The 19,845-nt window shown below is 71.6% G+C and carries 18 protein-coding genes; 7 read left to right on the top strand and 11 right to left on the bottom strand.

Annotation, left to right across the window (positions count from 1 at the left end; translation table 11 throughout):
- Complete coding sequence (locus CHC05_RS09720) at positions 1 to 903, bottom strand: hydroxymethylglutaryl-CoA lyase (RefSeq protein ID WP_179266129.1); 903 nt, start codon at positions 901 to 903, stop codon at positions 1 to 3.
- 159 nt (positions 904 to 1,062) lie between these two features.
- Here CHC05_RS09720 and CHC05_RS09725 point away from each other — a divergent pair, with 159 nt between their 5' ends.
- Entirely contained in the window at positions 1,063 to 1,347 is a 285-nt protein-coding gene (locus CHC05_RS09725; protein ID WP_089246950.1) for an adhesin, read from the top strand.
- Here CHC05_RS09725 and CHC05_RS09730 read toward each other — a convergent pair.
- Entirely contained in the window at positions 1,344 to 2,141 is a 798-nt protein-coding gene (locus CHC05_RS09730; protein WP_089246952.1) for a pentapeptide repeat-containing protein, read from the bottom strand. The two genes, CHC05_RS09725 and CHC05_RS09730, sit on opposite strands and share 4 nt — an antisense overlap.
- Positions 2,138 to 2,485, bottom strand: coding sequence for a winged helix-turn-helix transcriptional regulator (locus CHC05_RS09735; protein WP_089246954.1), 348 nt, complete (start codon positions 2,483 to 2,485; stop codon positions 2,138 to 2,140). Before CHC05_RS09735 ends, CHC05_RS09730 begins: the two co-directional genes overlap by 4 nt.
- A gap of 87 nt (positions 2,486 to 2,572) precedes the next feature.
- Here CHC05_RS09735 and CHC05_RS09740 point away from each other — a divergent pair, with 87 nt between their 5' ends.
- The gene (locus CHC05_RS09740) at positions 2,573 to 3,118 is read left to right on the top strand and encodes a TetR/AcrR family transcriptional regulator (RefSeq protein ID WP_089246956.1); all 546 of its coding nucleotides are present in this window, start codon (positions 2,573 to 2,575) and stop codon (positions 3,116 to 3,118) included.
- 7 nt (positions 3,119 to 3,125) lie between these two features.
- On the opposite strand, the gene CHC05_RS09745 is transcribed toward CHC05_RS09740, so the two are convergent.
- The gene (locus tag CHC05_RS09745; RefSeq protein ID WP_089246958.1) at positions 3,126 to 3,740 is read right to left on the bottom strand and encodes a DedA family protein; all 615 of its coding nucleotides are present in this window, start codon (positions 3,738 to 3,740) and stop codon (positions 3,126 to 3,128) included.
- 91 nt (positions 3,741 to 3,831) lie between these two features.
- Between CHC05_RS09745 and CHC05_RS09750 the strand changes: the two genes are divergently transcribed.
- Positions 3,832 to 4,179: a UBP-type zinc finger domain-containing protein gene (locus tag CHC05_RS09750; RefSeq protein ID WP_245870740.1), complete on the top strand. Its 348-nt coding sequence runs from the start codon at positions 3,832 to 3,834 to the stop codon at positions 4,177 to 4,179.
- An 8-nt stretch (positions 4,180 to 4,187) separates the two neighbouring features.
- Here CHC05_RS09750 and CHC05_RS09755 read toward each other — a convergent pair whose 3' ends face one another.
- From CHC05_RS09755 to CHC05_RS09770, 4 genes are all read right to left on the bottom strand, one after another.
- Positions 4,188 to 6,053 (bottom strand): transketolase, encoded by a 1,866-nt coding sequence (locus CHC05_RS09755; protein ID WP_245870741.1) that lies wholly within the window; start codon positions 6,051 to 6,053, stop codon positions 4,188 to 4,190.
- Between the two features lie 72 nt (positions 6,054 to 6,125).
- Positions 6,126 to 7,025, bottom strand: a complete 900-nt coding sequence (locus CHC05_RS09760; protein WP_245870742.1) for a carbohydrate ABC transporter permease — start codon at positions 7,023 to 7,025, stop codon at positions 6,126 to 6,128.
- 1 nt (position 7,026) lies between these two features.
- The gene (locus CHC05_RS09765; protein WP_089246962.1) at positions 7,027 to 7,953 is read right to left on the bottom strand and encodes a carbohydrate ABC transporter permease; all 927 of its coding nucleotides are present in this window, start codon (positions 7,951 to 7,953) and stop codon (positions 7,027 to 7,029) included.
- Positions 7,950 to 9,287, bottom strand: coding sequence for an extracellular solute-binding protein (locus tag CHC05_RS09770; RefSeq protein WP_245870743.1), 1,338 nt, complete (start codon positions 9,285 to 9,287; stop codon positions 7,950 to 7,952). The genes CHC05_RS09765 and CHC05_RS09770 overlap by 4 nt, the downstream gene beginning before the upstream one ends.
- Before the next feature lie 324 nt (positions 9,288 to 9,611).
- Between CHC05_RS09770 and CHC05_RS09775 the strand changes: the two genes are divergently transcribed.
- Positions 9,612 to 11,999, top strand: coding sequence for a glycoside hydrolase family 3 N-terminal domain-containing protein (locus CHC05_RS09775; RefSeq protein ID WP_245870744.1), 2,388 nt, complete (start codon positions 9,612 to 9,614; stop codon positions 11,997 to 11,999).
- Positions 12,000 to 12,013: 14 nt separating this feature from the next.
- Positions 12,014 to 13,051 (top strand): substrate-binding domain-containing protein, encoded by a 1,038-nt coding sequence (locus CHC05_RS09780; protein WP_245870745.1) that lies wholly within the window; start codon positions 12,014 to 12,016, stop codon positions 13,049 to 13,051.
- Here the strand turns inward: CHC05_RS09780 and CHC05_RS09785 are convergent.
- Both CHC05_RS09785 and CHC05_RS09790 read right to left on the bottom strand, forming a co-directional pair.
- Positions 13,048 to 14,085, bottom strand: a complete 1,038-nt coding sequence (locus CHC05_RS09785) for a LacI family DNA-binding transcriptional regulator (RefSeq protein WP_245870746.1) — start codon at positions 14,083 to 14,085, stop codon at positions 13,048 to 13,050. The two genes, CHC05_RS09780 and CHC05_RS09785, sit on opposite strands and share 4 nt — an antisense overlap.
- Before the next feature lie 36 nt (positions 14,086 to 14,121).
- Positions 14,122 to 15,375, bottom strand: coding sequence for an APC family permease (locus CHC05_RS09790; RefSeq protein WP_089246968.1), 1,254 nt, complete (start codon positions 15,373 to 15,375; stop codon positions 14,122 to 14,124).
- A 112-nt stretch (positions 15,376 to 15,487) separates the two neighbouring features.
- Here CHC05_RS09790 and CHC05_RS43010 point away from each other — a divergent pair, with 112 nt between their 5' ends.
- Both CHC05_RS43010 and CHC05_RS09800 read left to right on the top strand, forming a co-directional pair.
- A complete protein-coding gene (locus CHC05_RS43010; RefSeq protein ID WP_089246970.1) occupies positions 15,488 to 15,961 on the top strand; it encodes an Lrp/AsnC family transcriptional regulator in 474 nt (157 codons plus the stop codon).
- A gap of 24 nt (positions 15,962 to 15,985) precedes the next feature.
- Entirely contained in the window at positions 15,986 to 16,489 is a 504-nt protein-coding gene (locus CHC05_RS09800; RefSeq protein ID WP_089246972.1) for a septum formation family protein, read from the top strand.
- Here CHC05_RS09800 and CHC05_RS09805 read toward each other — a convergent pair.
- A complete protein-coding gene (locus CHC05_RS09805) occupies positions 16,486 to 19,818 on the bottom strand; it encodes a phosphodiester glycosidase family protein (RefSeq protein ID WP_089246974.1) in 3,333 nt (1,110 codons plus the stop codon). The genes CHC05_RS09800 and CHC05_RS09805 overlap by 4 nt on opposite strands.
- Between the last annotated feature and the right edge of the window lie 27 nt (positions 19,819 to 19,845).

Here is a 19,845-nt window from a genome sequence, read left to right on the forward strand (position 1 = left end):
TCACGAGGCGAGCCGGGTACGCGGCCCCGCGCGCAGCACCCCCGACGGCAGCTCGCGGCCCACCACCCGCTGGGCCAGCGCCGCCGCCTCGATCAGCGCGTCGAGGTCGATGCCGGTGTCTATGCCCATGTCCGCCAGCATGTGCACCACCTCCTCGGTGGCGACGTTGCCGGTGGCGCCGGGCGCGTACGGGCAGCCGCCCAGCCCGCCCACGCTCGCGTCGAACTCGGTGATGCCCAGGTCCATGGCGGTCAGGATGTTGGCCAGCGCCGTACCCCGGGTGTTGTGGAAGTGCAGCAGCACCGGGATGTCCGGCTGGCGCTCGCGGACCAGGGTGACCACCTCGGTCACCCGCCGCGGGGTGGCCATGCCGGTGGTGTCGCCGAACGCGATCCGGTCGGCACCGTCGGCGACCACCCGGTCGACGATGTCGGCGACCCGCTTCGGGTCGACGTCGCCCTCGAAGGGGCAGCCGAAGCTGGTCGCGATGATCACCTCGGCGCTGGCGCCCGCACCGTGCAACTCGTCGATCAACGCGGCGATGTCGTCGAGCGACTCACCGGTGGAGCGGTTGACGTTGCGCTTGTTGTGCGTGTCACTCGCCGAGACGACCACCTCGACCTCGGTGAACCCGGCCGCCAAGGCTCGCTGGGCGCCGCGCGAGTTGGGCACGAGGGCCGAATATCGGACGGCCGGCGACTTGCGCACCTGGGCCCACACCTGGTCGGCGTCGGCCATCTGGGGAATCGCCTTGGGGTGCACGAACGAGACCGCCTCGATCCGCCGTACGCCCGTGCCGGACAGCGCGTCCAACAGCTCGATCTTGGCCGCGGTGGGCACCGGATCCTCGTTCTGGAGGCCATCTCGGGGTGCGACCTCACGGATCGATACAGAGCCGGGCAACGGGTTCATGAGGCCAGAATAAGTCGCGTTCGGGTTGCGGGATCCGGCAGCGGAGGGTTACGTGGGTCATGGACGGCCGCAGACCCGCCTGCCGTGAGGAACGGCCCTGTCAGTTGCGGTCTCAACTTCTCCCCTGCCGCAAATCTGGAGGGTTTCACCATGCTCGCAGTGACTGACAACGCCGTAGCGGTCATCCGTGACCTCACCGGCCAGCAGAACCTGCCGGACGGCGCCGGTGTGCGCATCGCGTCCGACCCGACGCAGGGCGCGCTGACCATGAGCCTGGCCACCTCGCCCCAGGAAGGCGACCAGGTCGTCGACCAGTCCGGCGCCCGGCTCTTCCTCGACGGCGAGGCCGCACGGGTGCTCGACGACAAATCGCTGGACGCCGCCGTCGACGCCAACGGCGCGGTGCAGTTCGAGGTGGCCGAGCAGCTCAGCTAGCTCGGCCAGTGGGGCGGGCGGCGCAGCCCGGGTGGCAGCGCCGTCGCCCCGTCGCCTTTCGCGGAGTCCACCTGGGCCCGCGTGAGGAACAGCGCGGTGCGCAGGCGGGCGCCGCGCAGGTCGGCGTCGCGCAGATCGGCGCCGATCAGGTCGGCCCAGCCCAGGTCGGCTTTCCGCAGATCGGCGCCGATCAGGTAGGCGCCGCGCAGGTTGGCCGCCCGCAGGTCGGTGCGCCGCAGGTCCTTGCCGACCAGGTCCGCGCCCCGGTGCTCGCGGCGCGGGCCCGGCGCTTTCGCGCGGACGGCCGCACTCGCCCGGATCAGCAGGTCGTTGACGGCCGCCCAATGGGGTGCCGGGTCCAGCTTGGCCAGCTCGTCCCCGTCGGTGAGCGCGACGATCCGTTGGTGTGCCTCTTCGAGGGCCTTGTGCTGCTTGTCCGGTAGCTTCAGCGCGAGCGCGGCGGTCAGGTACCAGAGCAGTTCGTGCAGCTCGCGCATGACCGGGAAAGCGTTGAACATCTCGTCGGCGAGGTCCGGTCTTTCGTGCCAGTCAGCGCCGCCGAAGGTCGCCTGGGTGAGGTGCTGGCCGGCGCCGAAGCAGTCGTAGACGGTGCAGCCGCGGAACCCTTCCGTACGCAGCTTGGCGTGGATCCCGCACCGCGAGTCCTGCCCGAGGTTCGGGCAGGGCTGCCGGGCCGGCTTGTCGATAGCGAAGTCGACGGACTTGGCGAACGCGGGAACCACGCAGCACAGGCCGACGCAGCGGGTGCAGTCGGCGGCCAGCTCCAAGCTCATTCGAGAGCCCGCCGGTCGTACGCGGCCCGCGCCAGAGCGATCTCCGCCCGGTGCCGCTCGGCCCAGGTGGTCAGCGTGACCAGCGCGTCGTAGATCTCGCGGGACAGATCCGTCGCCAGGTATTCGACCCGCGGCGGAACGGTCGGAAAGACGGTGCGCGTCAGCAGGCCGTCGCGCTCGAGGTTCCGCAGGGTGAGCGCCAGCATCCGCCGACTGATCCCGGCGATGGACCGCTCGAGCTCGGTGAACCGCACGGGCCCCTGCGCCGCGGCCACGATGATCGCGATGCTCCACTTGCTGCCGACCCGGTCGAGCACCTCACGCGCGGTGCACTCCTCGGTCATGCTCCCTATGGTCACAGAGCCCGGCCGCCAGTTACAACTCGTGCACCAAGGCGGTTCCGAGGTTTTGCACACTTGTACAATCCCCGCATGGGAAACCGGGAAAGCCTGATCGCCGGGGCCAAGGCGTGCCTGCACGACATCGGCTACACCCGCACCACGGCCCGCGACATCGCCACGGCGGCCGGGGTCTCACTGGCGGCGATCGGCTACCACTTCGGCTCGACCCGGGAGCTGCTCAACCAGGCCCTGATGGAGGCGCTGGCGGAGTGGGGCGCGGAGCTGTCCACCACGCTGCGGGCGACCGACGGGTCGACCGAGGCGGTCTGGGCCGCGGTCATCGCGTCCGTGCGCGACCAGCGGCCGCTCTGGACGACCCAGTTCGAGCTGGCGGGCCAGGTGGACCGCCTGCCGGAGATCCACGAGTTCCTGGTCGCGGGCCAGCGCCAGGGCCGCGCTGAGCTCGCGGGCCTGGTGGGCGGGGGTGCGGACGGCGAGGAGGCCCGACTGCTCGGCGGTCTGGCGCAGGCCCTGCTGGCGGGGCTGGCGATTCAGTGGTTGATCGACCCGGAGGGGGCCCTGACCGCGGCCGACCTGACCGCGGCCCTCAAGCTCGCCGCGGCGAAGGCTCACTAACCCGGACTTAACGACCCCGGTGCTCCCGGACCCGGCGGTAGACCGCCCACGCGATCAGCGCGGCCACCACGACCGCGGCCACGGCGATCGCGCCCCATTTGCCGACAGTGCCCTCGATCATCTCGTACGAGTTGCCGGCCAGATAGCCGAGCAGCACCGACCCGGCGCCCCAGACCAGGCCGCCCGCCGCGTTGTAGGCCAGGAACCGCCGGTAGTGCATGTGGGAGACCCCCGCCAGGAACGGCACGAAGGCCCGCAGGAACGCGATGAACCGGCCGAAGAAGACCGCCGGCCCGCCGCGTCGCGCCAGGAACGAGCGGGCCGACTCCACCTGTTTCTCGCGTTTCCGCAGCCACTTCACCCCCAGCAGCCGATAACCCCAGCGCGAGCCGATCTCGTAGCCCACCGTGTCGCCCAGGATCGCCGCCACCACGACGATCACGCTCATCCAGAGCACCGAGACGTGCCCGAGGCTGGCCGCGACACCGCCGAGGATCGCCGCCGTCTCGCCGGGCAGGATGAAGCCGAAGAACAACGCGTCCTCGGCGAACACGACGAGGCCGACGATCACGTAGACGAGGATCGCGCGCTGGTCGACCAGGCTGTTGAGCAGATCGCTCACCCGGCGATCTTACGCGGAGTGATCGAGTACTCACGTGAAAGCCGACCCGATGCGGGTAAACCTAGAGGCCGAGGATCACCGAGGAGGAATCGTGACCGAACCACTCGTCCGACCCGAAGTGCCCCCGTCCGGTGCCGGCTGCGCGGACTGCCTGGCCAGCGGAGGTTGGTGGCTGCATCTGCGGCGCTGCGCCACCTGCGGCCAGATCGGCTGCTGTGACAACTCGCCGGCCCAGCACGCCACCGCGCACGCGACCAGCGACCAACACTCGATCATCCAGTCGTTCGAACCCGGCGAGGACTGGTTCTACGACTACCGCACCAACGAGTTCCTCGACGGTCCGGAGCTCGCCGGGCCCGACAGCCACCCGCTCGACCAGCCGGTGCCCGGCCCCAAGGGCCAGGTCCCCAAGGACTGGCAGCGCCACCTGCACACGTAACGGAACAACTAGCTCACCAGCGCCCGGGCCGCCGCCGCGATGTGGTCAGCGTCGATCTCCTGCGCCGCGAGCTGTTCCGCGGTCGAGCCCGAGCCCGGCAGGTCACGCACCGCCAGGTGCGTGAAACGCACCGACGGCGTGCCGGCCGCGAGCAGCGCCTCGGCGACCGCCGACCCGAGCCCGCCCTCGGGATGGTGGTCCTCGGCGACGAGGATCCGGCCGTCGGTCGCGGCCACCGCCTCGCTGAGCGTCGCGGTGTCGACCGGCTTGACCGAGTAGAGGTCGATCACCCGCGCGGCGATGCCCTCCGACTCCAACAGAGCGGCCGCCGCCAGGCACTCGTGCAGCGTGACTCCGGCGCCCACGAGCGTGACCGCGTCCGAGGGCCCCGAGCGGAGCACCTTGCTGCCGCCGACCGGGAAAGACGAGTCGTTCTCGTAGAGCACGGGGTACGCGCCCCGCGTCGTCCGCAGGTAGCTGACCCCGTCGAGTTCGACCATGGCCGCGACGAGCGACGCGGTGCTGACCGCGTCACTGGGGTAGAGCACCGTCGACCCCTGCACCGCGCGCAGCATCGCCAGGTCCTCGAGCGCCATCTGGGACGGCCCGTCGGCGCCGATCTCCACCCCCGCGTGCGAGCCGACCAGCCGGATGTCGGCGCGCGAGATCGACGCCATCCGGATGAAGTCGTACGCCCGGGACAGGAACGCGGCGAACGTCGAGGCGAACGGGATGTAGTGCCGCACGCTGAGCCCGACCGCCGCCGCGATCATCTGCTGCTCGGCGATGTACATCTCGAAGTACCGGTCACCGAACGCCTTCGCGAACTCCTCCGAGAACGTCGAGTTGCCGACCTCGCCGTCCAGCGCCACGATCCGGCTGTTGCCACCGCCGAGCGCGGTGAGCGCGTCCCCGTACGCCCGGCGGGTCGCGATCTTGTCTCCGACCGCGTAGCTGGGCAACGAAGCACCCGTCGTGTACCGGGACACCGGCGCCTCGTCCACCGGCACCGGCCCGCGCACGACCAGGTCGCTGGAACCGCCCAGCTCGCGGATCGCCCGGTCGGCCATCTCCTTGGGCAGCGGCTTGCCGTGCCACCCCTCCATGTTCTCGACCTCGCTGAAGCCACGCCCCTTGAGGGTGCGGGCGAGAATCACGGTCGGGCGGTCGTCCGTGCGATCGGTCGCCGACCGCAGCGCCTCGTCGATCTCCTCGAGGTCGTGCCCGTCGATCGTCAGCACCCGGGCGCCGAACGCCGATGCCCGCCGGGCGTACGCGTCGAGGTCCCATTGCAGTTCGGTCGGGCCGCTCTGGCCGAGCCGGTTGACGTCGACGATCGCCACGAGGTTGGACAGCCGGTAGTAGGCGGCCTTGTCGAGCGCCTCCCACATCGAGCCCTCGGCCATCTCGCTGTCGCCGCAGAGCACCCACACCCGGTACGGCACCTCGTCCAGGTAGCGCCCGGCCAGCGCGACGCCGACCCCGTCCGGCAGCCCCTGGCCGAGCGAGCCGGTGGCCACGTCGACCCAGGGCAGCACCGGCGTCGGATGGCCCTGCAGCCGCTGCCCGAACCGGCGGTAACCCGACATCAGCTCCGCGTCGGAGACCACGCCCACCGCCTTGTAGACGGCGTACAGCAGCGGTGAGGCGTGGCCCTTCGAGAAGATCAGGTGGTCGTTGGCGTCGCTCTCCGGGCTGTCCCAGTCGTAGCGCAGGTGCCGGGTGACCAGCACGGCGAGCAGGTCGGCGGCCGACATGCTCGACGTGGGATGGCCGGAGCCGGCGCTCGTGCTGGCCCGCACCGAGTCGACCCGGAGCTGCCGGGCCACGTCTCGGGCGGTGGACAGGTCGGCGAGAGTCGCTGTGGTGGTCACGATGTCCCCTTCGCGGCGAAAATCCGGTCCTTGAGGTGCCGGATACCCGCCGCGAAGAGGTTGAACCTCGCGTTACTTGCTGAAACCGGCCGTCAGGCCGCCGAGCAGCTGGCGCCGCCCCACCACGTAGAGCGCCAGGATCGGCAGCGTGGTCAGCACCACCGACGCGAGCACCGCCGGCACGTTGATGCTGTACTGCCCCTGGAAGGTCCAGAGCGCCAGCGGCAGGGTGCGCTGGGTCGGGCTCTGGGTCAGGATCAGCGGCAGCAGGAATCCGTTCCAGATGGACAGTCCGTTGTAGATGGTGACGGTGACCAGCGCCGGCCGGATCAACGGGAAGGCCAGGTGCCAGAGCGTGCCCCACTCCGAAGCGCCGTCCATCCGCATCGACTCGAACAGCTCGCGCGGCACGTCCCGGATGAAGTTGGAGAGCACCAGCACCGACAGCGGGATGGCGAACGCGATCGAGGGCAGGATGATCGCCAGCAGGGTGTCGTACATCTTGAGCCGGATGATGATCAGGTAGACCGGGATGATCACCGCTTGCAGCGGGATCGCCAGACCCATCAGGAACACCGCGTTCACCGAGCGCAGGAACCGGCTGCGGTTGCTGGCCCGGACGATGGCGTACGCCGCCATGAACGAGATGAGCACCGCCGGGATGACCGCGCCAGCCGTCACGATCGCGCTGTTGAAGAAGTAGCGGACGAAGTCGGCCTCGATGACCATCCGGTAGTTGTCGAGGGTCGGATCGGTCGGCGGCACGAACGGGTTGGTCAGGAAGTAGTTGGCCTGCGTCTTGAGGCTGGTGATGAGGATCCAGTAGAGCGGGATCACCACGATCGCCAGCCAGATCAGCCCCGCGAAACCGGCCGGCAGGTTGAACCGCATGCGCCGGCGCCCGGAGCCGGCCCGCTGCGGTGTGCGGGGCGCGGCCGTCTGGCCGGGAGCTGTCGTCAGAGTCGTCGCCACGTCACACGCCTTCCATCTGGCTCTCGGTCGCGTCGCGGCCGCCGATGCGCCGCAACAGCAACGCGAGGCCGAGGCCGACCAGCACCAGGATCACCGCGATCGCGCTCGCCGGACCCATCAGGCTGGCCTGGAATCCCCGCTTGTACATGTCGAGCGCGAGCGCCCGGGTGGCATCTCCCGGCCCGCCGCCGGTGAGCACGAAGATCAGGTCGAAGAAGGTCAGCGAGCCGACCACCATCAGCGTCGACGACGTGATGACCGTGTACTTGAGCTGGGGCAGCGTGATGCTGAAGAACTGCCGCAACCGGCCCGCGCCGTCGATCTCGGACGCCTCGAACATCGTCTTCGGGATCTGCCGCACGGCGCTCTGGTAGATCAGCGAGTGGAAGGGGATGAACTGCCAGGAGACCACGAACACCAGCACGCCGAGCGCCAGGTTGTCGCGGCCCAGCCAGTCCTGTTGCAGCAACGGGATGCCGAGCCCCGCGCCGAGCCCGAAGTTCGGGTCGAGCAGGGCCTTGTACGTGATGGCCAGGGCGGCGGAGCTGAGCAGCAGGGGCACGAAGTAGATCACCGCGAGGATCTCGCGATAGCGGCTCTGTGCCGCCAGGTAGACCCCGATCAGCAGGCTCAGCGGGGTCTGGAACGCCCAGGACAAAGCCATGATCAGGAACGTGACCCAGAGCGCGTGTACGAGGCCCGGGTCGCTCAGCACGCTGCGCCAGCTGTCGAAGCCCGCCGCGTGGATGTCGCCGATGCCGTCCCACTGCGTGAAGCTGAGCACCAGCACGCCGATCAGCGGGACGACGGCGAACGCCAGGAACATCAGGAACGCGGGTGCGGCCAGCCAGGCGACGGACCCGCTCCGCCCGCCCTGGGCGGAGGTCGTGGTTCTCCCCCGCGGGGCGGGCGGAGCGAGAGATGTCATTGCCCGATGACCCCGTTCATGTTCTCCGCCCACTTCTCGGGCGAGATCTTCAGCTGGAAGAGCTGCGCGATGTTGTCGAGCAGCTTCTCCGCCGCGGTCGGGCTCAGCGCCTGGTCCCACGACTGCGCGAAGGTCTTGGCGTTGGCCGAGGTGTTGTAGACGAACTTGAGGAAGTCGGCATCCTTGGACGCGCCGAACGCGCTCTCGGTGCCCTTGACGATCGGGACGGCGCCGGCGTCGACCCATTCCTTGACCTCGGCGTCGGCGAGCACCGCTTCCTTGAAGAACTTCTTCGCGGTCTCCTTCTGCTCGGCCGTGGCCTTCGAGGAGATGGAGTAGTACTGCCCGGGGTTGCCGACCGTGTCGGACACGTCGCCCTTGCCGCCGTCGATCGGCGGGAAGTTCATGTAGCCCAAGCTGCCGCTGGACACGAAGTCACCTCCGTCCGCCGCCATGCCGCCGTACGTCCAGGTGCCGTGCAGCATCATCGCCGCCTTGCCCGTGTAGAGCAATGCCTGGTCAGCGTTGGAGTCGGCGGTGATCGACGAGAAGCCCTTGATGAAGCCGTTGGCCTTGACCAGGTCCTGCACCATCGTCAGCGCCTGGATCGACGCCGGGTTCGACCAGGCGTCCTTCTGGCCGTCGAACACGGCCTGGAAGACCTCGCTGCCGCCCAGGCGGTCGAAGAGGAACTCGAGCCACATCATGTTGGTCCAGCGCGACTGGCCGCCGAGCGAGAACGGCGCGATGTTCTTGGCGTTGAACTTGGGCACGAGGTCCATCACGTCGCCCCAGGTCTGCGGGGGCTCGGCGCCGATCTTCTCGAACGCGCGCTTGTTGTAGAACAGGACGATCGGCTGGACCGTCTCGGCCGGCATCGCGTAGATCTTGCCGTCGATGGTGGCCGCGCCGAACGACGACGGGAACAGCCGGTCCTTGACCGCCGCGTTCTCGCCGAACCACGAGGTCAGGTCCTCGACCTGACCGGCCTGGGCGTACGTGCGCAACGTGCCGCCGCCCCAGCCCCAGATGATGCTCGGCGCCTGGCCGGCACCGATCGCCGTCTTGATCTTCGTCTTGTACGCGTCGTTCTGGAACGTCGTCGCGGTGATCTTGCTGTTGGGGTTCGCCTGGTTGAAGCGGTTGACGGTGTTGGTGCGGATGCCCTCACCAGGTGCGCCGGTCAGGAACCAGTAGCTGGCCGAACCGGCGCTGCTACCGCCTCCGGTGCTGGTGCCGGGTCCGGAACTGCCACAGCCGGCGAGCGCGACGCCGGCGGCCGCGCCCATGGAAAGACCTAGAAAATTCCGCCGGGACAGGATGCTGCGCTCCACGCTGACCTCCGTACTCGTGTGCCGCGACAGCCGCGGCGTTTCGATCGGGCGAGTAGCACGAGGGGTCACCGGCCATGAGGGAGCGCTCCCACGGCCAAGCAGGGGGATGCCGTGGCAGGGAATTTTCGGCCGGTGATCTCGCAAATTAACGTAGAATTTTCAAGTCAACGTAGGATTCCGTCATCGGCCTGTCAAGGGCTTGATGCCGACGTTCTGATCGGCGAAAGTAAGGCCAGCGCAAGGCTTGGCCGGTAGGCCGCGAGCACCGGAAACTTCGAAAGTTTCGAAGACCAACCCCTATCTTGCGCAAAGGAGGCACGCCCCGTGGCAACTCAGCCCGTAGAGGTCGAGACGCAGCCCTGGCACGACGTCAGCCGGCCGGTCGCCGACCGGGTCGAGCTGCTCCTGGCCGCGATGACCCTCGAGGAGAAGCTCGCCCAACTGGGCAGCCGATGGCTGCGCAAGGACCTCAACGAGGACGAGGCCGAGCAGGTCTTCGCGCCCGACCACAACGTGGCGCCCATGCAGGACGTGTTCTCCGCCGGCGACAAGCCGCTCGACGAGGCCAGCCGGCACGGGCTCGGCCACCTCACCCGGGTCTACGGCAGCGCGCCGGTCACCGCCGCCGAGGGCGCGGCCGAGCTCGTGCGCCAGCACCACGTCGTGCTCGACTCGCACCGGCTGCGCATTCCGGCGCTCGTGCACGAGGAGTGCCTGACCGGGTTCACCACCTACGGCGCCACCGTCTACCCGGCCGCGATCGCCTGGGCCGCCACCTTCTCGCCCGACCTGGTCGAGCGGATGGCCGCCGCGATCGGCCGCGACATGGCCGCGGTCGGCGTCCACCAGGGACTGTCGCCGGTGCTCGACGTCGTGCGCGACTACCGCTGGGGCCGGGTCGAGGAGACGATGGGCGAAGACCCCTACCTGGTCTCGATGCTGGGCTCCGCCTACGTTCGCGGCCTCCAGAGCGCCGGCGTGATCGCCACGCTCAAGCACTTCGCCGGCTACTCGGCCTCCCGCGGCGCCCGCAACCACGGCCCCGTCTCGATGGGCCGGCGCGAGCTGATCGACGTGATCCTGCCGCCGTTCGAGGCGGCGGTCGCCACCGCGGCCGCCGGCTCGGTGATGAACTCCTACTCGGACGTCGACGGCGTGCCCGCCGGCGCCGACCGCTGGCTGCTCACGGAGGTGCTCCGCGACGCGTGGGGCTTCGCCGGCACGGTGGTCTCCGACTACTGGGCCGTGCCGTTCCTCGCGACCATGCACCACATCGCCGCCGACGACGCGGAGGCCGGCGCACTGGCCCTGGCCGCCGGCATCGACGTCGAGCTGCCCGACACCATCGGCTACGGCGCGGCGCTGCTGGCCAAGGTGCGGGCCGGCGAGGTGCCCGAGGAGCTGGTCGACCAGGCCGCCCGCCGGCTGCTCACCCAGAAGGCCGATCTCGGCCTGCTCGATCCAGAGTGGACTCCCGAGAGCTCGGTTCTCGGCGCCGCCACTGTCGAGCTGGACTCCGCCGCCAACCGGGCGCTGGCCCGGGAGATCGCCGAGCGCTCGGTCGTGCTGCTCGACCCGGGCAGCGTGCTGCCGTTGCCGGCCACCGGTCGGCTGGCGGTGGTCGGCCCCTGCTCCGCCGAGCCGCGCACGTTCATGGGTTGCTACGCGTTCCCCAACCACGTGCTGCCCCGGCACCCCGGGCTGGGCCTCGGCATCGAGGTGCCGACCGTGCTCGACGCCCTGCGCGCCGAACTGCCCGATGTGGACATATCGCATGTCGCCGGCTGCGAGATCGAGGGCGACGACCGGTCGGGCTTCGCGGCCGCTGTCGCCGCCGCCCGTGACGCCGACGTGTGCGTGGCGTTCGTCGGCGACATCGCCGGCCTGTTCGCGCACGGCACGTCCGGTGAGGGCTGCGACGCCCCCGACCTGCGGCTCCCCGGCGTGCAGGGCGAGCTCCTGGCGGAGCTGCTGGACACCGGCACCCCGGTGGTCGTCGTCGTGGTCTCCGGCCGGCCGTACGCGCTCGGCGACGTGCACGGGCGGGCCGCCGGGCTGGTGCAGGCGTTCATGCCCGGTGAGGAGGGCGGCGCGGCGATCGCCGGCGTGCTCTCCGGCCGGGTGCAGCCCACCGGCAAGCTGCCGGTGCAGGTGCCGCGCGGGCCGGGCGCCCAGCCGGGCACCTACCTCCAGCCGCCGCTGGGTGCCGAGAGCACCGACATCAGCAGCCTCGACCCGACGCCGCTGTTCCCCTTCGGACACGGGCGCTCGTACACGACGTTCGCGGTCGACGACCTGCGGATCTCGGCACCGACGGTGCCGACGGACGGCGAGTTCACGGTCGCCGCGCGGGTCCGCAACACCGGCGACCGGGCGGGCACCGAGGTGGTCCAGCTCTACCTGCACGACCTGGTCGCCCAGGTAGTCCGTCCGGTCAAACAGCTGGTCGGGTTCGCCCGGGTCGACCTGGCGCCGGGCGCGGCCGCCGACGTGCGCTTCCAGGTGCACACCGACCGCACCGCGTTCGCCGGCCGCGACCTGCGCCGGATCGTCGAGGCGGGCGACATCGACGTGCTCGTCGGCACGTCCGCTGCCGACCTGCCGCTGCACGGTACGGTACGGCTCGTCGGCCCGACCCGCGTCGTCGGGCACGACCGGCACTTCGACACACCGGTCGAGATCGCGCCGGTCCCTGGTGACGCTGGTCCGTGATGGGAGGAAGGTCCGTGCCGCCCAAGGTTGGCCGCGCGACGCTGGCTACGGTCGCCAGGTCGGCCGGCGTCTCGGTGACCACTGTGTCCAAGGTGGTCAACGGACGTTCCGACGTCGGTCCGGAGACCCGCGCGCTGGTGGAGTCGCTGCTCGAACAGCACGACTACATCGGCCGGCGGTCGCCGGCGGCCAAGGGAAGCCCGGCCACGGCCCGCATCGAGCTGATCTTCAAGGGCGAGCTCAACGCGTACTCGACCGAGATCATCCAAGGTGTGCTCGGCGCGGGTGGCGAAGCCGGTGTCGCGGTGGTCATCAGCACCCGGCCGCGGACCGCGGCCGGCGCCGACGCCAGCCGCCCGCGCGGCTGGGCCCGCGACCTGGCCGCCGCCGGCCGGCGTGCGGTGATCGCGGTGGTCGACGAGCTGACCTCGGCCGACCTGGCCGCGCTGTCCCGCGCCCACCTGCCGCTCGTCGTCATCGACCCGCTCAACCTCCAGCGCGACCGGGTCACCAGCGTCGGCTCGACCAACTTCGCGGGTGGCATGGCCGCCGCGCAACACCTGCTGGCGCTGGGCCACCGGCGGATCGGCTATGTCGGCGGCTCGACCCGGTCGGCCTGCAACCAGGCCCGGATGCACGGTTACCGGGCCGCGCTGGAGGCGGCCGGGGTGCCGGTGCCCGACGAATACCAGCACACGGGCGACTTCCGCTACCAGGACGGCATCACGGGCGGCGCCGCGCTGCTCGACCTGCCGCACCGGCCGACCGCCGTGTTCGCGGGCAGCGACGAGACCGCGGCCGGCGTGATCGAGGCAGCCCGGGCCCGCGGGCTCCGGGTGCCCGACGACCTCAGCGTGGTCGGCTTCGACGACACCGAGGTCGCCCGCCTCTCCTCGCCGCCGCTCACCACGGTGCGGCAGCCCTTGCGCGAGATGGGCGGCGTGGCTCTGCGCACCGCACTGCGGCTGGCCGCCGGGGAGAAGCTCGACTCCCACCACGTCGAGCTGGCGACCGAGCTGATCGTCCGCGGCTCGACCGCGCGGCTGGCCTAGGCGGGCGGTGCGGTCGACTCGCGGATGACCAGCTTCGTGGCCAGCTCCACGTGGTGCGAGTCCAGTGGCTCACCCGCGATCAACCGCAACAGGGTACGCAGGGCGACCCGGCCCATGTCCCGCAACGGTTGCCGCACCGTGGTCAGGGCCGGCGTCGACATCACGGTCAGGTAGGTGTCGTCGAAGCCGACGATGCTGAGCCGCTCGGGCACCCTCAGGCCGCGCGCGACGGCGGCGGCGAACACGCCCATGGCGGTGGGGTCGCTGGCCGCGAACACCGCGGTCGGTGGGTCGCCGGAGTCGAGCAGCTCGCCGCCGAGCAGCAGCCCGGACGGGAAGTCGAACGAGCCGTTGCGGATCAGCGCCGGGTCGGAGCGGATGCCCGCGTTCTCCAGCGCCGCCCGGTAGCCGTGCAGCCGGGCCCGGCTCGGTGAGGACGCGACCGGACCGCCGATGAAGCCGATCCGCCGGTGGCCGAGCCGGATCAGGTGGTCGGTGGCCTCCAGGCCGCCGCTCCAGTTGGTCGCGCCGACACTGACCACGTCGGTGCGCGGCAGGTTGACCGGGTCGATGACGACGAGCGAGAGCCCCGCGCGGTCGAAGGCGGCGAGCTGGCGCGAGGTCAGCTCCGAGGTGACCACGATGAGCCCCTTGCGGCCGGCGTCGGTGAGCCGGCGGACCCAGGCCGCCTCGGTGCGCGGCGGGGACTCGGTCAGCGTGGGCAGCCGGCGCACGACCACGTCGACGCCGAGCTCGTCGCCGCCGTCGGTGACGCCGTGCAGGACCTCGGTCGCGTACGGGCTGATGATGTCGTCGAAGACCAGCTCGACGCTGCGGACCGGCGCGGACGTGCCGCGGCTGCGGGCACCCGGCGGGCTGTAGTTGTGTGCCCGCAACGCCTCTTCGACCCGGGCCCGGGTGGCGCTGGCGACATCGGCGCGGCCGTTGAGCACCTTGGAGACGGTCGGCAGCGAGACACCGCACGATTCGGCAACCATCGCGAGCGTGGCCCGCCGCTCGCCCTCGACCACCACCGGTTTCTCCCACCTCGAAAATGTTTCGAGCCGAGACTAACCGGGGTCCGGAGCGGCATCAAGCGGATGCCCGACTGTTCGGCGGGTGCCGCTCCGGCGCACCGACGCGGCCACCGTGACCAGCGCGGCGGGGATCAGCGCCGGCCCGCAGAAGGCCAGCACCACGGCCACCATGACGCAGGCGATGCCGGCACAGACCCGCGCCGCACCGCGCAACAGCCGCCAACCGGCCGCGGTGCAACCCAGGTAGACCACCAGGAAGAACGTGGTGGGCACGTTGACGAGGGTGGCGAGCTCGATCCGCCCGGTGGCCAACGGCCCGATCAGCACGACACCGGAGACGAGCACCGCACCGGCCAGCCACCGCGGCAGTCCCGTGGCACCGTGCGCTTCCGGGCCGGGCGGGTCCGGGCGCAGAGCGCGGGCGAGACTGGCCGCCCCGGCCAGGTAGGCCAGCATGGCCCCGATCGTGAGCACCAGCGCGCCGACCGCCGCGACCGTCGTGCCCAGGTCGCCGAGGCCGATCTGGAGCAGGGCGGCGAGCGGCACCTCGGTCGCGGCCCGCTCCCCCAGCACCGCGACGGTGACGAAGCCCAGCGCCAGGTAGACGACGGCGGTGGCGGCGAACGCGATCGCGATCACCACGGGAAGCTGCCGTCGCGGCCGCGCGAACCGGGTAGTGAGCGGCGCGATCGCCTCCCAGCCGACGAAGGCCAGCATCAGGGTCGCCGAGGCGGGACCCAGCGCGGCCCAGCCGTGCGGCGCGAACGGGGTCCAGTTGGCCGCCCGGCTGGCCGGCGCGGCGCCCGCGACCGCGCCGACGACGATCACGAGCAGCAGGGCCACGAGTCCGAACTGGACGGTCGCCGACGTGCGTACGCCGCGCGCCGTGACCGCGAGCGTGCCGACGAGCAGCACGGCCGCGGTGGTCGCGGCGACCCGGACCCCGCCACCGGTGAGCTCGGCGACGTAGTTGCCACCGACCACCGAGACCATCGGGGCGCCCGCGATCACGCCGGCCAGGAAGCACCAGGCCACCACCCGTCCGGCGCGCGGGCCGAGGCCGGCGCTGGCGTAGCCCCACACCCCACCGGCCGACGGGTGGCGCACGCCGAGCGCCGCGAACACGACCGCGAACAGGGCCGAAGCGCCGAGCAGCACCACCCACGCCACCATCGAGGCCGGGCCGGCCTGGCCGGCGGCGAGCCCGGGCAGCAGCAGCAGGCCGGGACCGAGCAGGGCGCCGATGTAGAGGGCGGTGCCGCGGGCGATGCCGATGTCGCTGGTCATGCTCCGCAGTCTGGCAACGTTGCCGCCGCACACGATGGCAAACGTGCGCGGTCCAGGCGTCAATGACGCAACTCCGTTGCGGTTCAGCATAAAATCACGCAACAATCCGCCAATGGCTAAGTACGACAGCACCGATCGCGCGATCCTGGCCCGGCTCCAGCAGGACGGCCGGATCGCCAACGTCGACCTGGCCGAGGCGGTCGCCCTGTCGCCCTCGGCCTGCCTGCGCCGGGTGCGGGCGCTGGAGCAGGACGGCCTGATCGCCGGCTACCGGGTGGAGCTCGACCGCGCCCGGCTCGGCCTTGACCTCACGGTCTTCGTCGAGCTCCGCGTCGACCGCCACTCCCGCGACAACGCCAAGCGCATCGAGGCGAAGCTGACCGCCATCCCCGAGATCGTCGCCTGCCACGTGATCTCCGGCCGCGCCGACATCCTGGTCGAGGCGGCCGTCGCCAACCTGGCGGCGTACGAACATCTGCTCATCGACCAGATCCTCACCATTCCGTCGATCGTCGACGCACACAGCACATTTGCCATCCGGACGATCAAAACCCGCGGTCCCCTACCCCTGGCCCAGCTCCCCTAGCGTTGATCTTCTAGCGTTCCGACCGTGACGGAGATCCATCCCCAGCTGCTCGCCAAACGCCGCCGCCGGCGCGTCCTCATCGCGGCCGGGGTGACCGCGCTCGTCGTCGTGCTGGCCGGCTGCCTGGGCGTCATGTGGCACGTCGACCAGGAGAGCCTGAAACGCACGGACTACCGCCGGGCGGCGGACTCGCTGTTCCTGGGCCAGTGCATCAAGGAGTTCCCGGACGTCGAGGTGCTGCGCAACGTCACCGCCACCGACTGCGGTGAGCCGCACGAGGCTCAGGTCGTCGGCATCATCACGCTCGACCGCGAGCGGTCCTTCCCGACGGACGACGAGCTGTTGGGCCTGCAGGAGGACGAGTGCGCCGAGGAACTGGCGAAGTGGGCACCCGCGTACGCGGATGACGAAACGGTCGTCCTCGGCGTCCTCCATCCCCTGCGGGACGGCTGGGACAGCGGTGCGCGCTCCATCACCTGCTTCGCCTCGTTCACCGACGGCCCGCGCACCGGCACCCTCTTCCGCTAGCGCCTCCGCAGCTCCACGGTCGCGGCGGCCTTCACGCCGTTGACCGTCACCGCGAGCGTCACGCTTCCGTCGGCACGCAACGCGGTCAGGCGGCCGGTGGCCGGGTCGAACCAGGCCCGGTCACCCGGCCGGATCCCGATGGCCGAACCGACGTGCATGTCGGCCGAACCGGACCACTGCGCCGTCACCGGCGGCGCCACCGGCACCAGCCGCCCGCCCGGCTGCGTCAGGCTCGCGGACACCACCGCGGGCGTGCCGACCGCCACGGTGGCCGGCGCCGCCAGGGTCACCGCGTCCACGTGCGGGTTGACCTCCGCCTCGATCCATCGTGGACCCTCGACCAACGGGTCGAGCCGGGCCCGCGCCGCCTCGGCCGGCGTGACCGGGTCGATGCCCAGCATCGTCCAGCCGGTGAAGCCGCCGAGGTGCGGCGCGGTGGACGGTTCCTTGCCGCTGTTGCCGTTGACCAGGTACGGCACGCCGTCCACCCGGTCGGCGTGGAACGTGCCGACGTGCGCGCCGACGAACGCCGCGCCCTTGCCCGTGCGGTGCTGGAAGTCGGCCAGCCACCGCTCGACCAGCGCCGCCTGCTTGCGGTCGCCGAGCTCGCTCGCCTTCGCCGGCGTCGGGTCGCGTGGCGGATGGTGCTCGAACACGGCGACCGAGCCGACCCGCGGGTCAACGGCGGCGGCGTCCAGGGCGGCACGCAGTGCCACCACCTGGTCGAAGCTCAGCGAACCCGCGCTGCTGTCGAGGGTGACCAGCCGCGTCCCGTGGTGGTCGACCACCCGCGACGTGGGTCCGAACACCGACGTGAAGTTCGTGATCGGCGCGCCCATGACCTCGTGGTTGCCGGGCACGTAGTAGTACGGCAGCGCGCCGCCCAGCTCCTCGTCGAGGATCTGCTGGGCCAGGGCGAAGTCCGCCGGGTACGCGGTGTCCACCAGGTCGCCGTTGATCACCAGTAGGTCCGGACCGGCCGCGCGGATCTCCCGCAACGTCCGGCGGGCCCGCTCGACCTGGGTGCTGTCCGGATCCGCGGCCACGAACTGCGCGTCCGAGAGCACGGCCAGCCGCCAGGGCGCGCCGTCGACCGTGCCGTTCCGCAGCACGACCCGGTCGGTGCGCGGCGGCTCCGGCGGCACGTCCACGGGCGGCGCCACCCGCGCCACCAGGTCGTCGATCACGATGTCGGTCTGGTACGCCTCGGCCGGATCGGTCTCGGCGACGTAGAACCGGCGGATCCGCACCGGATACTGGACGCCCGGCGGCACCGCCATCTCCACGTAGCGCCAGCCGGTCCAGGTGACGTACGGGCCGCGCAGCACGTGCTGCTGGTCGAGCGCGTCGTGCAGATGCAGGCTCGGCCACTCCCCCTTGCCGTTGCCGTAGATCCACATCCCGAAGGCCTGCGGCTGCCCGTCCACCGGGATCCACTGTGGTGGGTCCGCGTACGCCGCCCGGGTGCCGGTCGACTGGCCGAAGTCGTACGCCATCCGCAGCCCGCCACCGGTGTGACCCGGCGCCGGCGCGACCGACCCGGTGGCCCGCGCGGCGCTGAACCGCCAGGCGGCGGCGTCGTCGAACGTCGCGACCGGCACGTCGGTCAGGCCGATCGACACCGGCACCACCGTGCTGCGTCCGGCGACGGTCGCGGTGACCAGCCCGGCGCCGCTGCCGGCCACCGCCTTGACGGTGAAGGACCCGTTGGCGCCGGCCACCACGTCGACCAGCGCCGGGTCGAAGTCGAGACGGACGTCCGCCGGCTCGATCGGGGCGCTGTTGCTCTCGGCGTCGTAGCCAACGACGCCGAACGTCCCGGTCGCCCCGGCACCGTCCAGCGCCACCTTGTCCGCAGTGGCGTCCACCCTGGACAGTGGCCCGAGCACGACCAGGTCGATGTCCCCGCGCGCACTGCCGCTGGTTGCGGTGACGGTCGCCCGGCCCGGCAGCAGGGCACGGAAGACGCCGGCCTTCGACACGGTCCCATGGGTCGCACGCCAGCCAGGGGTGCCCGCCGCCGGGCCGTAGGTCTCGTCGTAGCCGGCCGCGGTCAACCGCCGGGTCAGGCCCGGAAAGACGCGGTCCGGCCGGATCCCGGGCGCCGCCTCCGGGTCGATCGCCGTCTCCACCCAGTACGCCCGCAGCCGCCCGCTGCCCGCCGGGGCGTAGATCGCCAGCCCGTTGGGCACCGGCCGCTCGGAGCCGTCGGACGGCGCGTTCTCGACCCGCACCGCGGCGGCACCCGGCTCGCGCGCGACCAGCGTCGAGGAACCGCCACCGTCGAGGTTGAGCGCGTCGTGCGCGCCCAGCGAGGCCATCAGCCGGCCGAGCTCGGTGAGCGTGACACCACGGCTGTCCGCCTGGCGCCCGTCCACGGTCAACATGATCATTTTCTTGCCGTCGGTGGAGAACCCGACCGCGGTACGCGGCTCCGGCGTCACGTCGCCTAGGTCCTGCGGCACGCCGTCGCGGACCAACACCCGGTTGCCACCGATCGCGGCCGCGACGGCCCGGTCGTCGTCGGGCCGGGCCCGATAGGTCACCTCGACGGCGTCACCCGGCCGCAGCCCGCCGAGCGCGTCGGCCCCGGCGTCCCGCCCGAGCAGGACCGTCGTGCCGGCCGGGATCGGACCCTTCCCGGCTTGTCCGGTCACCGCCGCCACCCGGCCGCCGGCCAGCGTCACCTCGGTCACCCGGGCCGCGCCGGCCACCGCGCGGGCCCGGTCGTAGTCACCCCACAGGGCGGTGAACACGCCGATCCCACCGGCCTGCACGAGGTTGTTGAACTGGGTGAGGGTGACCGGCCCACCCGGCAGCGTGGCCGTCCCGTCGAAGTAGAACTGCACGACCCGCCCGACCCCGTCCGGCCCGACGGCGACACCGTCCGGATGCCCGGCGACCGGCGACTGCACCAGGGCGCCGTCGCGCACCCCGACGCCCTGCGCGGCCCCGGACTGGTTGATGTCGAAGAAGTCCCCGTTGACCGCGGCGACGGCACCGGCCTGGTCGGCGACCCCACGCAGGGGTGCGGTGCGGGCCACGGCGCCGGTGTTGAGATAGCCGACGGAGAGCCCCGAGCCGGCGAGGTCGGCGGTCAGGGCGTCGGCCCGGATCCACCCGCTGGCGTCCAGCCGGTCGAAGGAGGTGAGCTCCAACCCGGGCGCGACGGGCCGCGTACGCCGGTCGGTCTCGATCGAGGTGGTTATCGCCGGGGCCGCCGCCACCTGGTCGACGGGCGTGGCGACCGCCGGCCCACCCGCCAGCAACGCGGCCAGCAACGGCAGCAGAACCGGCCCGGCCCGGCGGGCGGATAGACGGATACCCATGCCAGCGAGCCAACCGGAACATGGAGG

The organism is Asanoa hainanensis, from assembly GCF_900188485.1.
Taxonomy (GTDB): domain Bacteria; phylum Actinomycetota; class Actinomycetes; order Mycobacteriales; family Micromonosporaceae; genus Asanoa; species Asanoa hainanensis.

Bases quoted from the DNA above. Each gene is read 5' to 3' on its own strand.
- CHC05_RS09725 (WP_089246950.1), top strand. From the start codon at position 1,063: ATGCTCGCAGTGACTGACAACGCCGTAGCGGTCATCCGTGACCTCACC.
- CHC05_RS09730 (WP_089246952.1), bottom strand. From the start codon at position 2,141: ATGAGCTTGGAGCTGGCCGCCGACTGCACCCGCTGCGTCGGCCTGTGC.
- CHC05_RS09735 (WP_089246954.1), bottom strand. From the start codon at position 2,485: ATGACCGAGGAGTGCACCGCGCGTGAGGTGCTCGACCGGGTCGGCAGC.
- CHC05_RS09740 (WP_089246956.1), top strand. From the start codon at position 2,573: ATGGGAAACCGGGAAAGCCTGATCGCCGGGGCCAAGGCGTGCCTGCAC.
- CHC05_RS09765 (WP_089246962.1), bottom strand. From the start codon at position 7,953: ATGACATCTCTCGCTCCGCCCGCCCCGCGGGGGAGAACCACGACCTCC.
- CHC05_RS09790 (WP_089246968.1), bottom strand. From the start codon at position 15,375: ATGACCAGCGACATCGGCATCGCCCGCGGCACCGCCCTCTACATCGGC.
- CHC05_RS43010 (WP_089246970.1), top strand. From the start codon at position 15,488: ATGGCTAAGTACGACAGCACCGATCGCGCGATCCTGGCCCGGCTCCAG.
- CHC05_RS09805 (WP_089246974.1), bottom strand. From the start codon at position 19,818: ATGGGTATCCGTCTATCCGCCCGCCGGGCCGGGCCGGTTCTGCTGCCG.